Source organism: Hydrogenimonas thermophila (assembly GCF_900115615.1).
GTDB classification, from domain to species: Bacteria; Campylobacterota; Campylobacteria; order Campylobacterales; family Hydrogenimonadaceae; genus Hydrogenimonas; species Hydrogenimonas thermophila.
The window spans coordinates 30,501-46,487 of record NZ_FOXB01000008.1 but is presented as its reverse complement, the minus strand read 5'-3'; the positions used below and the strand labels follow the sequence as shown (position 1 = coordinate 46,487).

Genomic DNA, 15,987 nt, shown 5'->3' with positions numbered 1-15,987 from the left:
AGCGTCAATGGAAAAGTATCTTTATATAGCACTATTTGCTCCGCTTGTCGGATCACTCTTTGCAGCACTCTTCGCAAATCGTCCGAAAACTTTAGTTACCGGTATTGCGACATCAACGCTGCTGTTTGTCTCTTGGGTTAGTTCTGTTGCTCTATTACTTCATGTTATGCATGGAGAAGTAGTACATGTAAAAATGATGGACTGGATCCATGCTGGTGGGCTTTATATTCCATTTGGGTTTTTGGTTGACCAGGTAACTGCTACTATGATGTTTGTTGTTACGACAGTATCTACAGTAGTTCATGTCTACTCAATGGGGTATATGAGCCACGACAAATCTTTTAACAGATTCTTCGCATGGCTTTCAGCTTTTGTTTTCTCTATGATGGTACTAGTTATGAGTGACAACTTTGCCGGTCTATTCATCGGTTGGGAAGGTGTTGGTCTCTGTTCTTGGGCATTGATCGGGTTCTGGTACCATAAAGAGAGCGCGTCTTGGGCAGCAAATGAAGCATTTATTATGAACAGAATTGCTGACCTTGGTATGCTTATTGGTATCTTCCTTGTTTACTGGAACTTTGGAAGCCTTCAGTATGATGAAGTTTTTGCACAAGTTGCAGATAAAGATCATACACTGTTGATCATGGTTACTGCATTCTTGTTTATCGGTGCTATGGGTAAATCTGCACAGTTCCCACTACACACTTGGCTTGCAGATGCGATGGAGGGTCCAACACCTGTTTCTGCACTTATCCACGCTGCAACAATGGTTACAGCAGGTGTTTATCTTGTTATTCGTGCAAACCCTCTTTATGGTGAAGTACCAGAAGTAAGCCTTTTTGTAGCAAGTTTAGGTGCATTTGTTGCTCTATTTGCTGCATCAATGGCTCTTGTTAACCGTGACTTGAAACGCATTATTGCATACTCAACTCTTTCACAGCTTGGTTACATGTTTGTTGCTGCTGGTCTTGGTGCCTACTGGATTGCACTTTTCCACCTTATGACACACGCTTTCTTTAAAGCACTTCTATTCCTTGGTGCAGGTAATGTTATGCACGCTATGGATGATGAGCTTGATATCTTCAAAATGGGTGGTCTTGCTAAAAAGATGAAGTGGACAATGATTTTGATGACACTAGCTTCTTTGGCACTTGCAGGTATCTATCCATTTGCTGGATTCTTCTCAAAAGATAAGATTTTAGAAGCAGCATTCTCAACAGATCACTATGTATTGTGGACAGTATTGTGGGTTACTGCAGGATTGACTGCATTCTATAGCTTCCGTCTTGTTATGCTTGTATTCTTTGGTGAAGAGCGTTATAAAATCTTTGGTTTCCATCCGCATGAAGCGTACAGATTTATGCTGTGGGCTATGGCACCTTTAGCTGTTCTTGCGGTTATTGCAGGTTTCTTTGAACATAGTTTCTTGCATATGGTTTCGTATGTACTTCCAATTGAAGAGTATCACGTTTCAACAGGAACATTCTGGACTTTAGTTGCTGTGACTTTGGGTATTGCAATTAGCGGTATTGCAGTTGCAGTCTATAAATATAGCAAAGGCGGCTTCAGCAAAAGCTGGGAAGATACATTTATTTATAAGTTGCTATTCAACCAGTACTATATTCCACAGATTTATAACGATTATATCTGCAAACCGTATGCAGAGTTGTCAAGAATCTTCTGGAAAGATATGGACCTTAAGATTGTCGATGCAACCGTTGACTTTATTGCAACATCTATTTACAAATCTGGTATGGTTTCTCGTGTTGTTCAAAGCGGTAACCTTTCAAATATGCTGCGCTGGATGGGAGTGGGTCTGCTCATTCTGCTACTTGCAGCCATCTTTTACAGTCCCGTGCGTTAAGGAGTAGGTATGGATCACATTTTATCAGTCTTGGTTTTCTTTCCGGCAATTGCCGGCTTGCTTGGTTTTGTCGTCTCTAAAGAGTCGATCCGGGCATATGGTATCTCAGTGGCTGCAATTGAATTCCTGCTCTCACTGTGGTTATGGTTCAGTTTTGACAGTAGTTATGCAGGAATGCAGTTTGTAGAACTTGTTCCGTTGATCCCTAGTTTTGGAATCAGTTACTATTTGGGTGTAGACGGCATCTCTCTTTTCATTGTCATTCTTTCGACATTTATTACAACTATCGGTTTGATAGCATTGTCTATAGAGAAAGATATTAAAAATATGATCATCTCTTTACTATTCTTAGAGATGACAATGGTTGGTGTCTTTGTTTCTCTTGATGCTATCTTGTTCTATGTATTCTGGGAGCTTTCGCTTGTTCCAATGCTATATATCATTGGTGCATGGGGTGGAAATCTTAGAATATATGCAGCTATCAAGTTTTTCCTCTATACATTTGCAGGTTCATTAATCATGCTTGTAGGTATGCTTGTTATGGCATATCTTTATCATCAAGCAACTGGTGTATGGAGCTTCTCTATTACAGAGTGGCACAGATTGATTCTGCCTGAGAATTATCAGTTCTGGCTATTCATTGCATTTTTCATTGGTCTTGCTATTAAGGTACCTATGTTCCCATTCCATACTTGGCTTCCGTATGCACACGGTCAAGCACCAACTATTGGTTCAGTAATTCTTGCAGCAGTATTGCTTAAGATGGGTACATATGGTCTTGTTCGTCTGCCTCTTCCAATGTTCCCGGATGCATCTGTCTATATGATCTATCCTGTTGCAGTTCTTTCTCTAATTATGATCATCTACACGGCGATGGTTGCTTATGCTCAGGAAGATATGAAACAGGTTGTTGCATATAGTTCTATTTCACACATGGGTGTTATTGTTCTTGGTACTTTTGCAATGAACCCTGAAGGAATTTCTGGTTCAGTATTTTTTATGCTAAGCCACGGTGTTGTTAGTGGTGCTCTCTTTATGCTTGTTGGAGTCATCTATGACAGACGACATACTAAACTTATGAGTGAGTTTGGCGGACTTGCAAAAGTAATGCCTCAGTATGCAACAATCATGGGTATTATGGTTATGGCATCTGTTGGTCTTCCTCTTACAATGAGCTTTGTTGGTGAGTTTCTAAGCTTGGCAGGTTTTTATCAAGTATCACATACTATGACAATTTTAGCAGGTACTAGTATCATTCTTGGTGCAGTCTATATGCTTACTCTTTATAAAAAGTCATTCTTCGGTGAAGTTGTTAATGAGAAAAATAAAGATTTAAAAGATTTAAATGGAAAAGAGAGTATGGCACTTTGGACACTGGTTCTTGTAACTGTTTGGCTTGGTGTCTATCCAAAACCTGTTTTAGAACCAATCAATACAAGTGTAGAGGCACTGGTATCATTTATGCATAAAAAAGCGATTACCGCTGAAGCAAAAGAAGTTATTAAACCAACGGTAATCGAAAGGGAGGCGAAATAATGTTAGAGCCAATTTCAGTAAGTTTGGAATCGCTGAACTTAGGAACACTTGCTCCTATGCTTGTAGCGATTGCCGGTGGACTCGGCATTTTGGTTATAGATCTAATTAAAAAAGATCTAGACAAGACACTCTATGTAATGTTGAGTGTCCTTATTATATTTGTAGATTTAGGTGTTGTATTTGGTCAGCAGATCGGAGAGCGTGGATTTTTTGATATTATGTTGATTGATGGTCTTGCTGTACTCTCACAGATCATCATCTTGGCAGCATCAATGCTTTTTATACCGCTTGCATTAACCTCCAAGCGTTTCCATGAGTATAGTTACCCTGAGTTTTTTGCACTCTTCCTTTTCATGGTTGCTGGTTTTCAGTTTATGGTTGCAAGCGACAACCTTATTTTAATCTTTGTTGGTCTTGAGACTGCAAGTTTGTCACTATATACACTTATTGCGCTTCATAACCGTGAAAAATCTTTTGAAGCAGCAATCAAGTACTTTGTTATGGGTGCATTGGCAGCAGGCTTCTATGTTATGGGTTCAATGCTCTTTTATGCTCTTACCGGCAGTGTTGAAATTTATAAAATTGCAGAAGTTCTTGTAGACAGTAATTTTGTAAATATGACTGTTCTTCTTGTTGCTGCATCATTTATCATTGCTGCAATTGGATTTAAACTATCTATGGTTCCATTCCATACATGGACACCAGATGTTTATGAAGGTGCAAATGCAGCTTTAGCAGGTTATATGTCTGTTGTACCTAAAATTGCTGGCTTTGTAGTTGCTATGCGACTGTTTGAGTTTATGATCCATCTTGATGTTGTATGGGTTAGAGATATCCTTTATGCAGCTGTAGTTGTTACAATGACTCTTGCAAATATTATGGCTCTTGTTCAAAAAGATGTTAAACGAATGCTTGCATTCAGTTCAATTTCGCATGCCGGTTTTGTAATGGCTGCTATTATGATAGGAACTACTCAAGCTAACAGTGCACTTTTCCTTTACTGGATACTCTTTTTATTTACAAACCTTGGTGCATTTGCAATGCTATGGGTCTCTCGTCATAAAGCCTCTATTTGGCATGAACGTTTTGACCATCCATATGAGAAATTTTCTGGTATGATCCAGATTATGCCTGTAGGTGCTGTAGTTATGGCTCTTTTTATGCTCTCTTTAGCTGGTGTGCCTCCTTTTTCACTTTTCTGGGGAAAACTATATATTATGAGTGCAGCAGTTAATAGTGACTATATTATTTTAGCTCTTATTATGGCAATTAACAGTGCAATTTCAGCATACTACTATTTAAAACTAATTGTTTATATGTTCTTGAAAGATCCAGCAGAAAATGATGGGACGGTCTATATGAGAAATGCTTCTAAGCCGTTACAAACAATCATTGGATTTTCTGTAGTTTTAACAGTTTTTGCAGTATTGGCTGTTGAACCTATGTTAGAATTCATAACAAATTACGTTCAGGCAAGCGGATTTTAATCTGCTGCCTAATTAAAGTCAGGAGTGAAAGATCAGATATCTAATCTGGTTGCCTTTAATACTATTTACAACTGCTCTTCATGCCCTAACTATTGACATAAAACGAGGTATGGAGAGTGGATCGGCATATACAATATTAGATTTAAAAGATAATATTTCATTTAAATGTTATCCTTATAAAATTGTAGAGGGTCATATAAAAGAGTACCAGTGTACATTACCACTTGTACCTAAAGATCTCTTCTCTATTGTAAAAACAGATTTTTTTAAAATATCTTATGAAGTTAAAAATAGTAGATTTATACTAAAAATAGCTCCTACAAAAAAGTCTAGACTCTTTCCATTGCCTCCAGTAATATATGAAAATTCAGTAATCAAACCAGATTTTCCAGAAACTTCTAAACATTGGATTATAGTAGGTTTTGAAAAAAGTTTACCATTTTTAGGTAAAAAGAAATATTTTGTAGAGCATTTATCGTTTCCTATAGATTGGAGAGATTTTGCTTTGCCAAGTATTGGTGCAGTTGACTTAAATGGTGATCCTGTTTTTATAAAAAATAATCGTGATGTAGAGCGTTTTATAGCAATTAAAGAGGCTTTTGCTGCGGGTAAATATTCAAAAGCTTATGATATGGCAAAAGAGGCAAGAGAGATTCATCCTAAATCTATCTTTGAAACAGATTTTTTAAGATATGAGATTAAAGCTCTTGCTGCTATGGATATGAAAGAGAATGCAGATAAAATCATTGAATTAGGAAAACAGTTTATAAAGCATTATACATCAGATGAATATTTGCCTGAAGTTCTTTTGATATTGGCTCGTGTTCATAGTGCTATGGGGTTTATTAGTGATGCAAGCTACTTTTTTGACCGTCTTATACATGAACACCCAGGTACAAAATATGCAAATTTAGGACGCATTTATCTTGCAGATCAACTCTATATGAGCAGTAAAATGAAAGATGCTATAAATCTTTATCTTGAGGCACTTTATGATGCTAAAGATCTTGAAGTAGCTTCTTTAGCTGCATATAAACTAGCTATAAGATATCTTGATCAGGGAAAAACAGATAAAGCAGTGTTTTATCTTAAAAAACTGTGGGATAAAAATCCGGAATTTTTATTAAAAGATATAGAAGATGCTCATCTTATTGCACAGCAGTTAGCTTCTAGAAATCGCTATAAGCTTGCAATAGAGATAAATCGTGCTCTATTAAAAAAGATAAAAAAATTAAATACGATATATGAAGAAACTCTATATGAAATAGCAGAGTGGTACAATGCTAGTGGAGACTTTAAAAAGGCATTAAAGTGGTATGAGCGTTACTTAAAAGAGTATCCGTTTGGTCGTTTTAGTGATGATGCAAAAGAAAAAGTTGATGCACTATTTGTTGATGGAAATGATGTAAATATTACTGAAGCGCTCAAAAAGTATGATGAGTTAATAAAATCATATTCAGATGAATCTATTGCTCAAAAAGCTCTTGTAGCAAAGTTAAAAATTCTTTTCAAATTAAAACGTTATGATGAAATTTTGAAGCTAAAACCAGATATTGACAATATTAAAGATGAAAAATTAAAGGAAGAGGCATTAAAAGTATTAAAAAATGTTGTAGATATAAAATTTAAAGAGGCAGTAAAATTAAACTCTTGTGAAGATGCTTTGTATCAGATTGATACATATAATTTTGATCCAGGTAATAGTTATGATAATTTTCTTTTTTCTTGTTTTAATGAGTATGCTAAGTATGATAAAGCACTTGAAGTTGCAAAAAAACATTTACAAGATAAAAATATAGATCAAAGAGTTTTATGGTTATGCAGGACTGTTCATCTACTAAGAAAAAGAGAGAATGCTATAGAAGCATATAAAGCTTTGCAAGATTTAGATGCATTGCTTAGCATAAATAAAAATGCAGTTTGTAAAACACATGATTGGGATAAAGCTTGGATTTTATACAATATGGAGCGTTACAGTGACTATTTTGTATGGATCAAAAAACTTCTTGAAAAATACCCAACAGATATACGTCTTACAGAATATTTGAGAAAAGGGGTTGAGATTGCCCAAAAATCTGGTGATAAAATTCAGCAATTATGGATGTTGGAAAAATTGATAAACCTTCAAAATAGAGTTAAAGTTTACCCATACTCTCCTTGGGCTGAATTTGAAGCTATAAAGCTATATAAAACACTAAATAAGCCTAAAAAGGCATTGAAAATAGCTCAATCTATGAGTGAAATTTCATTAGGGCAAAAACAGAAACCACGTTGGCTATATCAGTTAGGAGATCTTTATATGCAGACAGGAAACTCAAAAAAAGCAAAAGAGGCATTTAAAGAGTGTATAAAGATTAATATCAATACACCTTGGAAAGAGTTGTGTAAAGATGCTTTGAGTTTAGAGTGAAAGCAGATGATTCTAAAAACTAAAGCCATAATCTATTTTAGTGTAACTCAAATAAGTCACATATATCGATATCAAGAACATATGCAATTTTAGCAAGATGCTCTATATTAAAATGTTGACGATTGTAATATATTTCTCCACAAGATATTATAGATACAGATTTATGCCCTATAGCATGTGCTAAATCAAGTTGACTTATTCCTTTTTTCATTCTGTAATACTTAACATTAGCTCCAATATTTTTATAAAGATTATCAATGTAATCTTTAGGAAGAGAACTGATGTCTTTCATTCTTTAAATACCCCTCTACACGGTGTAACAATACATTACCATAACAAAGTTGATAATAGTATTCAGAAATTATTTACAATACAACTTGTTGTAACAAGTTGATATTTTTATTATTGAAGAATAATATAAAAATATTAATTATTAACTATAATTATAAATTTTTAAAATAGACAAACAAAAAGAACTAGTAAAGTTTCTTATTGTTTCTAATTTTAAGGAACTATATGAAATCTAAAATTTATGTAAGTCATCAGCATAGTGTTGAGCTATGTATGGAAGAGCTATATAAAAGTATGAAAAAAGATTTCAAAAATAGTTGCAATTTTTACTTCTTTGCAATACATCCATCATTCTCTATAGATGAAATAATTCCATCAATAGATAAATTTTTCAATACAGACAAGTATGTTGCATTTCACGCTATCAATTCTTTTAAAAATAATGAAATTCATCAAAACTCAATAGTTATGTGTTGCATTAAGTTTCAAAATAGAGGTAATGTCAAAGTTTTTTATGTTGAGGATATAGAGAATAATGTAAATGGAAATGTTTTAGATATATGTTCTAATTATTTAAATAATAACAGGAACTCTTTTCATATATTGTTGGCTGGTTTGGCAAATGGTAGATTTGGAACATTTTTAGATAACCTTTCTAAAATGGTTGAAAATGATGTTGTTTCAAATTTTGTAGGTGGTATATCATCTGGATTTGATGTAAATGGAGAAACATTAACATACCAATTTACAGGTGGCAAAGTCATTAAAAATGGATTGGTGATTGTTACTTTTGAAAATGTAAAAGGTGCTATAGAGGTATCACTTGGATTTCAGCCATATGGTGTGACATATGAAGCTGAAGAGACAAATGGGTATGATTTATACAGTGTTGTAAATAGTAAAAAGTTTATAGAAGTAGTAAATAGAATATTAAGAGGTATAAAAAATCCTGAAGTGAAGCATCTATGGTATGCACCACTCTATATGATTGATGACCAGAGTGGATATGTAGCAACATTAAGAACTATTAAAGAGATTAGAGATGATCACGTTGTTCTGTTTGGTCCTATTAAAAATGGAGATAAGTTTAAACTCTCTTTTGCAATACCAGAAGATTTAATAGATGAGGATAAAAATGCAGCAGTAAGATTGAAGAAAAGGGTAGATGAATCGGAAATTGCTTTTAACTTTTCATGTATTGCAAGACAATATATTATGGAAGATAAATCGATAGAAGAGCCTAAAATTTATAGTGATATTTTAGGCACAAATCTATTTGGCTTTTTTACATTTGGCGAAATTGGACCAGATAAAAAGTTTAAAAAAATTAAGCTTTATAATGAAACATCATTACTGGTTGCAATGAGGGAGCTATGAGAGAACTTAAAAAAATTCAACTGTTAAGAAATATTTTAAATGAAGTAACAAAAAGATATGATGAAGTAATTGCTTTCCAAAAAAAAGAGTTGGAAGAGCGATTTAAAATGGCAATTAGAGATCCATTAACAGGTTTATATAATAGGAGTTATCTTATTGAGTTTGCAGATAAATCATTGCAAAAACATATTAGAGATGAAGAAAACAATTATGCATATGTGATTTTTTTTGATTTGGATAATTTTAAGTATGTAAATGATACTTTTGGTCATAAAGAGGGAGATAAAGTACTAAAAAAGGTTGCAAATATATTAAAAAAATCGTTTAGGAGTTATGATATTGTTGCACGCCTAGGTGGAGATGAATTTATAGTTTTTTTGGATAGCTCTAAAATTAAAGAGAGTATGTTTGATATTGATAAGTATCTTGAAAGAATTGTAGGTAAAATTGAGGCAAAGTTTGAAAAGTACAATATTTCTGCATCTTATGGTGTTGCTATATTCCCAAAAGATGGTACAACAATAGAGGATTTAATAGATATTGCAGACCAACGGATGTATGAATTAAAAAAAGAGAAAAAAAGAAACAGATAGAGTTATATTGTTATTGATTTTGGTTGTTGAAAACCTATATAGCTTGATGAGATATTGAAATAAGAGAATTTTTAGAAGTGGTGGCCAGAGGCAGAATCGAACTGCCGACACGCAGATTTTCAGTCTGCTGCTCTACCGACTGAGCTATCTGGCCTTTGTTTAAGTGGTCGAAATTATATAGGAACTATCCTTAAAAACTCCTGATGAGTTCTTTGAAAATGTTTCCTCTCTCTGCATAAGATGAAAATTGATCTAAACTAGCAGCTGCGGGAGAGAGAATGGCAACAGAATTTAAATCTAAAACTCTATTTATAGCAGCTACAGCATTATCAACTGTTTTTTCTATATTACATTCTATGCTGTATTTGTTTGATAGTTCAGCAATCTTTTCACTATTTTTACCAATTGCAAAAATAGTTATATTATAAGCTTTTAAAGCACAAAAGAGTGGTGTTAGATCAACTCCTTTGTCATCTCCTCCAAGTATTAGAAGAATTTTTTTATCTTTAAATGGTAAAAGTGCTTGAATTGTTGCATCAATATTTGTTGCTTTGGAGTCGTTTACCCATAATCTGCCCTGATTGTCAACTATTTTTTCTTGACGGTGTGGGTCTAGTTTGAACGAGTTTATTTTATCATAGTCAATCTCATCAAAAAGAATTTTTGATACTCCAAGAGCCAAAACTGCATCGAGCAAAAATGCTCCTTCAAAATTTACTCTTTTTACATCTATACCAAAGTAGTCTGATAAATCAGAGTATGAATTGTATGGAATTTTAAATCCATTTGTATGGCTATTGGCAAACTCTTTTGGCAACATAACAGCCTCTCCTTCTTGCATATTTTTTAGTGGGGAGAGTTTGTCGGCAATATAATTCTCTTTACTTCCATGCCAAGCTAGATGATCAGGTGTAATAGGCAATAAAAGATATAGGTCTGGCTTTGCATACTTTGTATAGTGAAGAGTAAAAGAACTGGTTTCTAGTACCCAAATTGGACTATTTGCACCCATTTCAGCTAGAGGTACTCCTATGTTACCACCGCTTATTGCTCCTCTCTCTTTTAAAAGATGTGTAACCATTTGAGTAGTGGTAGTTTTACCGTTTGTGCCGGAGATCCAGATGGTGAATGGTAAATGTTGGATGTTGGATGTTGGATGCTGGATAACTGTTTTTGCAATATCAGATAGAAAGAGGTCATATTCGCTTATTAGGTTTTTTGATTTTTTGATTAGTGGATGGGTTGGAGGAAAACCTGGGCTTGGGATCTCTAGTTTGCTCTTTTCGGGGTCAAAAAGAGATGGAGGTAAAAGAGTGTTTCCTTCATCATCTTTATGTGGGACTGTAATTTTATCATCAAAAAAAGTTGCTGGACCAAAGCGTTTGGCAATAGCTTTGGTTGTTTTTGCATATCCAAAAAGAGTTAATCTGTTCATTATCTAATCTTGAGAGTTGTAAGTGCAATAAGGTTTGCTATAAAAGCAATAATCCAAAATCTTACGATGATCTTATTTTCTGCCCACTTTTTCATCTCAAAATGGTGGTGTATAGGTGCCATTAAAAAGATGCGTTTGCCACGCAGTTTATAGCTACCAACTTGAGCAATAACTGAAACTGTCTCAATAACAAATATAGCACCTATTAGAATAAGAAGAATTTCACTCTTTCCCAAAATAGCCATATAGCCTAAAAAAGCACCTACAGATAAACTTCCACTGTCACCCATAAAAACTTCAGCAGGATTGCAGTTGTACCATAAAAATCCTATTAATGCACCAATTAGAGCTGATGCAACAACAGCCACTTCACCTACCCCTATAATTTTGGGCCAAAGAAGATAGTGGCTTAATACAGCATTTCCGGTAACATAAACTATGACTCCCAATGAAAAGAGAGCAAAAACAGAAGGTACGGTAGCCAAACCATCAAGACCGTCAGTAAGATTTACTGCATTACTTGCAGCTACAATTACTAAAGACCAAAATATTGCTGCTCCCCACCCCATATTAAATAGAGGAAACTTTACAAATGGCACATAAAAGTTAGTATCAAAATCAATATACCCTATAAGAAAGATTCCAATTCCAAGCCCTAAAATGAATTGTATAAAAAACTTTGTTCGTGCCGATAGACCTTTTAGATTGTTTTTAGTCATCACTTTGCCATAATCATCACTAAGTCCAAGTGCACAAAAGAGTATTAGTGTAATTAATGCTCCAACAGTATATGGATTGCTTAAATTTGCACTTAAAAGAGTAGCTATAGTAGTTGAAAAAATAAATACTAAACCACCCATTGTAGGTGTATCACTCTTTTTCAAATGAGCTTTTGGTGCAAACTTATTGATTGGCTGACTAGCCTTTTTTATTTTTGCCCATCGTATAAAAAGAGGCATAAGATATATTGTCAGAATGAATGCTATAAGAAAAGCAAAACCGGCTCGTACTGTTATATATTGAAAAAGATTTACATCAAGGTGTCGATAGAACCAATAAAGCATTTTTTTAAAACCTATACTATGTTATTATTTTTTTAGAAGTTTAAAAGCGGTATTTTAATATAGTTGCGCATAAAGCTGGATAAAATTAAATAGAAATAGAGGATATTAAAGTGTCAAAAAAAGCAATCCTTATAATTACTGATGGAATAGGTTATAAACCTAACTCTAAAGCCAATGCATTTGAAGCAGCAAAAAAACCTACTTATGACAAATTATTCAAAGAAGTTCCTCATACATTGATTCATACTTATGGCTTACATGTCGGGCTTCCTGATGGTCAGATGGGTAACTCTGAAGTAGGACATATGACCATAGGTAGTGGACGTGTACTTTACCAAGATCTTGTTAAGATTTCATTGGCACTTGAAGATGGAAGCTTAAAAAGTAATGAAGTACTGCAAGAGCTATTAAACAAGAGTAACAGACTGCATCTTGTAGGCTTAATGAGTGATGGTGGTGTGCATTCACATATAGATCATATAATAGGCGTAGCAAAGATAGCTAGCGAAGCAGGCAAAGAAGTTTTTTTGCATCTTATTACTGATGGGCGTGATGTCTCTCCTGTCAGTGCACCTGACTATTTAAAGCAGATTGAAGAAATTTTAAATGATAAAATCACAATTGCTACACTTGGTGGACGTTTCTATACAATGGATCGCGATCAGCGCTGGGAGCGTGTAAAGAAGGGATATAGAGCAATAGTTGAAGCTTCTCCAAAAGTTAACGTGACTCCACTGGAGTATGTTAAGGCAAGTTATGAAAAAGATGAAACAGATGAGTTTATAGAGCCTGTTGCTTTTGAAGGATATGAAGGTATAAAAGAGGGTGACAGTGTTCTTTTTATGAACTTTAGAAGCGATCGTATGCGTGAAATAGTTACGACTATTGGTGATCCAAAATTTGATGGTTTTGAGCGTAAAAAGATTCATGTACATATTGCAACAGCTACAGAGTATGATAAATCATTCCCTTATCCTGTTCTTTTTAGAAAAGAGGTACCGAAAAACACACTTGCAGAAGTTATTTCTAAAGCTGGTTTGACTCAACTTCATACAGCAGAGACAGAAAAGTATGCTCATGTAACATTTTTCTTTAATGGTGGAGTAGAAGAGCCTGTAATTAATGAGTCTCGTGTTTTAATTCCAAGCCCTAAAGTCAAAACTTACGATATGAAACCTGAAATGAGTGCACCTGAAGTTGGCGATGCTGTACTAACTGCAATGGATGAAGAGTATGATTTTATTGTTGTAAACTTTGCAAATGGTGATATGGTCGGGCATACAGGAAACTATGAAGCAGCAATCAAAGCAGTTGAAGCTGTTGATCATGAGCTGGGACGCATAGTAGAGAAGGCAAAAGAGAAAGATTATGCACTTGTATTAACCTCTGATCATGGAAATTGTGAAGAGATGGTTGATGAAAATGGTAAAATTCTAACCAATCATACAGTTGGTGATGTATGGTGTTTTGTAATGGCTGAAGGTGTTGATGAGGTAAAACCTGGAAAATTAAGCAATATTGCTCCAACAGTATTGAAGTTAATGGAACTCCCAATACCTGAAGAGATGGATGAACCGATTGTTTAAAAGGAGAATTTAGTGAAATTTAGCGGTAAAAATGTTTTGGTTACAGGTGCTAGTCGTGGAATTGGTGCAGAGATTGCAAAGGTCTTGGCTGGTTTTGGTTTAAAAGTATGGATAAATTACAGAAGTGGTGCTGAAGCAGCTGACAAGGTAAAAGCAGAGATTGAAGAAGCAGGTGGTGAAGCTGCTGTTATAGGTTTTGATGTAAGTGATGAAGCAGCTTATGTTGAAGGAATTAAAACTATTGTAGATGCTGATGGAGAGTTGAGTTATATTGTCAACAACGCAGGAATCACTAAAGATAAACTTGCAATGAGAATGAAAGTAGATGAGTTTGAAGAGGTTATAAGAGCAAATCTTACATCAGCATTTGTAGGCTGTCGTGAAGCGATAAAAGTAATGGGTAAAAAGCGTTTTGGTGCTGTTGTAAATGTTGCATCAATTGTAGGTGAAACAGGTAATGCAGGTCAAACAAACTATAGTGCAAGTAAAGGTGGTTTGATAGCAATGACTAAAAGTTTTGCATTAGAAGGTGCTGCACGAAATATACGTTTTAATACAGTCACTCCAGGTTTCATCAAGACAGATATGACAGATGAGCTTAAAGATGAGATCAAGCAGTCATTTATAGACAGAATTCCTCTTTCAAGATTTGGAAATCCAAAAGAGGTGGCTGAAGCAATAGCATTTTTACTCAGTGATCATGCAAGTTACATTACAGGAGAGACTTTAAAAGTAAATGGTGGAATGAATATGGCATAAAAGTAGCATTGAATTACTATTTATTTAAAGATAATTTTGCTACCATAATGCAATTCATTTTAAAGGAGATTGTAATGGCACTTTTTGACGACGTAAAAGAGGTAGTTGTAGAACAGCTTAACGTCAATCCAGACGAAGTAAAAATGGAGTCTAAATTCGTAGAGGATCTTGGCGCTGACAGCCTAGATGTTGTTGAACTTGTAATGGCACTTGAAGAGAAATTCAATATTGAAATTCCAGATGATCAGGCAGAAAAGATTCAAACTGTAGGTGATGCAGTTAAGTATATTGAAGAGAATAAGTAACAATATTATACCCGCTTGCTAAGCGGGGCTTATCATTTAGAATCAAAGGAGATTATGTGAGGCGAGTGGTCGTAACCGGACTTGGAATGATCAATGCGGTAGGAAACGATAAAGAGAGTTCTTTTAAAGCCATACTTGATGGACAATGTGGCATTGAAAGAATTACTTTGTTTGACGCTAGTAATCAAAGCGTTCAGATCGCAGCAGAAGTAAAAGGCTTTGATCCAACTACTGTAATGGATCCCAAGGAGGTTAAAAAGGCCGATCGCTTCATTCAACTTGGTTTGAAAGCAGCATCAGAAGCCATAGCAGATGCAGGGATAGATGATAGTGTAGAGAGAGATAGCTTTGGAATTTCCTGTGCATCAGGAATTGGTGGATTGGCAAATATTGAAAGAAATGCTGTTGTATGCGAGAATAGAGGTCCAAGAAGAATCTCTCCATTTTTTATTCCATCTTCTCTTGTAAATATGCTTGGAGGATTTGTCTCAATAGAACACTCTTTAAGAGGACCAAATCTTGCAAGTGTTACAGCTTGTGCTGCTGGAACTCACGCTATTAGTGAAGCTGCAAAAACAATAATGCTTGGTGGTGCAGACAGAATGCTTGTTGTTGGAGCTGAAGCTGCTATCTGCCCTGTTGGTATTGGTGGATTTGCAGCTATGAAAGCTCTTTCTACTCTTAATGATGAACCGCAGAAAGCTTCTCGTCCATTTGATGCTAGTCGTGGTGGCTTTGTTATGGGTGAAGGAGCAGGCGCACTTGTACTTGAAGAGTATGAAGCTGCTGTTGCACGTGGTGCAAATATTTATGGCGAATTGATAGGATTTGGTGAAAGTGGTGATGCAAATCATATTACAACACCAGCTCCTGAAGGTGAAGGTGCATATAGAGCAATGAAAGCTGCCCTTACAATGGCAGGAAATCCTAAAGTTGACTATATTAATGCACACGGCACAAGTACCAAATATAATGACTGGTATGAAACAATGGCTATAAAAAAGGCTTTTGGTGGTAAAGAGAATTGCCCTCCAGTCAGCTCTACCAAGGGACAGACAGCACACTGCCTTGGTGCAGCAGGTGCTATTGAAGCGGTTGTTTCTCTAATGGCTATGCGTGACAGCATAATTCCTCCAACAATAAATTATGAAACTCCTGATCCTGATTGTGATCTTGATTATGTGCCAAATACACCACGAGAAGCTTCTCTTAATACAGTTATGAGTAACTCTTTTGGATTTGGCGGCACCAATGGTGTTGTAATATTTAAAAAGGTTTAA

Annotated in this window: 13 protein-coding genes and 1 tRNA gene; 10 read left to right on the top strand and 4 right to left on the bottom strand. The window is 35.1% G+C overall.

The genetic code is table 11. The annotated features are described in order from the left end of the window. Positions 1-7: 7 nt before the first annotated feature. From nuoL to BM227_RS04270, 4 genes are read left to right on the top strand one after another with little or no spacing between them, the layout of a single operon-like run. Positions 8-1,864, top strand: a complete 1,857-nt coding sequence (nuoL, locus tag BM227_RS04285; protein WP_092911527.1) for an NADH-quinone oxidoreductase subunit L — start codon at positions 8-10, stop codon at positions 1,862-1,864. Positions 1,865-1,873: 9 nt separating this feature from the next. Beyond that, complete coding sequence (locus BM227_RS04280; protein WP_092911525.1) at positions 1,874-3,400, top strand: NADH-quinone oxidoreductase subunit M; 1,527 nt, start codon at positions 1,874-1,876, stop codon at positions 3,398-3,400. Next, complete coding sequence (gene nuoN / locus BM227_RS04275) at positions 3,400-4,887, top strand: NADH-quinone oxidoreductase subunit NuoN (RefSeq protein ID WP_092911524.1); 1,488 nt, start codon at positions 3,400-3,402, stop codon at positions 4,885-4,887. The genes BM227_RS04280 and nuoN overlap by 1 nt, the downstream gene beginning before the upstream one ends. A 49-nt stretch (positions 4,888-4,936) precedes the next feature. Continuing rightward, a complete protein-coding gene (locus BM227_RS04270; protein ID WP_092911522.1) occupies positions 4,937-7,297 on the top strand; it encodes a tetratricopeptide repeat protein in 2,361 nt (786 codons plus the stop codon). 37 nt (positions 7,298-7,334) lie between these two features. On the opposite strand, the gene BM227_RS04265 is transcribed toward BM227_RS04270, so the two are convergent. After that, positions 7,335-7,589 (bottom strand): helix-turn-helix domain-containing protein, encoded by a 255-nt coding sequence (locus BM227_RS04265; RefSeq protein ID WP_092911520.1) that lies wholly within the window; start codon positions 7,587-7,589, stop codon positions 7,335-7,337. Positions 7,590-7,813: 224 nt separating this feature from the next. On the opposite strand from BM227_RS04265, the gene BM227_RS04260 reads away from it, so the two are divergent. Continuing rightward, a complete protein-coding gene (locus tag BM227_RS04260) occupies positions 7,814-8,965 on the top strand; it encodes an FIST C-terminal domain-containing protein (RefSeq protein ID WP_092911518.1) in 1,152 nt (383 codons plus the stop codon). Continuing rightward, positions 8,962-9,558, top strand: a complete 597-nt coding sequence (locus BM227_RS04255; RefSeq protein ID WP_092911516.1) for a GGDEF domain-containing protein — start codon at positions 8,962-8,964, stop codon at positions 9,556-9,558. Before BM227_RS04260 ends, BM227_RS04255 begins: the two co-directional genes overlap by 4 nt. A 78-nt stretch (positions 9,559-9,636) precedes the next feature. On the opposite strand, the gene BM227_RS04250 is transcribed toward BM227_RS04255, so the two are convergent. The 3 genes from BM227_RS04250 to mraY form a co-directional block, all read right to left on the bottom strand. Then, positions 9,637-9,712, bottom strand: a tRNA-Phe gene (locus BM227_RS04250). Positions 9,713-9,748: 36 nt separating this feature from the next. Continuing rightward, positions 9,749-10,993 carry a UDP-N-acetylmuramoyl-L-alanine--D-glutamate ligase gene (gene murD, locus BM227_RS04245; RefSeq protein ID WP_092911515.1) on the bottom strand — a complete coding sequence of 415 codons (1,245 nt, stop codon included), beginning with the start codon at positions 10,991-10,993 and terminating at the stop codon, positions 9,749-9,751. Continuing rightward, on the bottom strand, positions 10,993-12,057 hold the full coding sequence (gene mraY / locus BM227_RS04240) for a phospho-N-acetylmuramoyl-pentapeptide-transferase (RefSeq protein ID WP_092911513.1): 1,065 nt from the start codon (positions 12,055-12,057) through the stop codon (positions 10,993-10,995). Before mraY ends, murD begins: the two co-directional genes overlap by 1 nt. 110 nt (positions 12,058-12,167) lie before the next feature. Here mraY and gpmI point away from each other — a divergent pair, with 110 nt between their 5' ends. The 4 genes from gpmI (at position 12,168) to BM227_RS04220 (ending at position 15,987) form a co-directional block, all read left to right on the top strand. Then, the gene (gene gpmI / locus BM227_RS04235; protein ID WP_092911511.1) at positions 12,168-13,643 is read left to right on the top strand and encodes a 2,3-bisphosphoglycerate-independent phosphoglycerate mutase; all 1,476 of its coding nucleotides are present in this window, start codon (positions 12,168-12,170) and stop codon (positions 13,641-13,643) included. A 12-nt stretch (positions 13,644-13,655) separates the two neighbouring features. Continuing rightward, entirely contained in the window at positions 13,656-14,402 is a 747-nt protein-coding gene (gene fabG / locus BM227_RS04230; RefSeq protein WP_092911509.1) for a 3-oxoacyl-ACP reductase FabG, read from the top strand. 74 nt (positions 14,403-14,476) lie between these two features. Next, positions 14,477-14,707 (top strand): acyl carrier protein, encoded by a 231-nt coding sequence (acpP, locus tag BM227_RS04225; RefSeq protein WP_092911507.1) that lies wholly within the window; start codon positions 14,477-14,479, stop codon positions 14,705-14,707. A gap of 56 nt (positions 14,708-14,763) precedes the next feature. After that, complete coding sequence (locus BM227_RS04220; protein WP_092911506.1) at positions 14,764-15,987, top strand: beta-ketoacyl-ACP synthase II; 1,224 nt, start codon at positions 14,764-14,766, stop codon at positions 15,985-15,987.

Bases quoted from the DNA above. Each gene is read 5' to 3' on its own strand.
- nuoL (WP_092911527.1), top strand. From the start codon at position 8: ATGGAAAAGTATCTTTATATAGCACTATTTGCTCCGCTTGTCGGATCA.
- BM227_RS04280 (WP_092911525.1), top strand. From the start codon at position 1,874: ATGGATCACATTTTATCAGTCTTGGTTTTCTTTCCGGCAATTGCCGGC.
- nuoN (WP_092911524.1), top strand. From the start codon at position 3,400: ATGTTAGAGCCAATTTCAGTAAGTTTGGAATCGCTGAACTTAGGAACA.
- BM227_RS04265 (WP_092911520.1), bottom strand. From the start codon at position 7,589: ATGAAAGACATCAGTTCTCTTCCTAAAGATTACATTGATAATCTTTAT.
- BM227_RS04260 (WP_092911518.1), top strand. From the start codon at position 7,814: ATGAAATCTAAAATTTATGTAAGTCATCAGCATAGTGTTGAGCTATGT.
- BM227_RS04255 (WP_092911516.1), top strand. From the start codon at position 8,962: ATGAGAGAACTTAAAAAAATTCAACTGTTAAGAAATATTTTAAATGAA.
- murD (WP_092911515.1), bottom strand. From the start codon at position 10,993: ATGAACAGATTAACTCTTTTTGGATATGCAAAAACAACCAAAGCTATT.
- mraY (WP_092911513.1), bottom strand. From the start codon at position 12,057: ATGCTTTATTGGTTCTATCGACACCTTGATGTAAATCTTTTTCAATAT.
- acpP (WP_092911507.1), top strand. From the start codon at position 14,477: ATGGCACTTTTTGACGACGTAAAAGAGGTAGTTGTAGAACAGCTTAAC.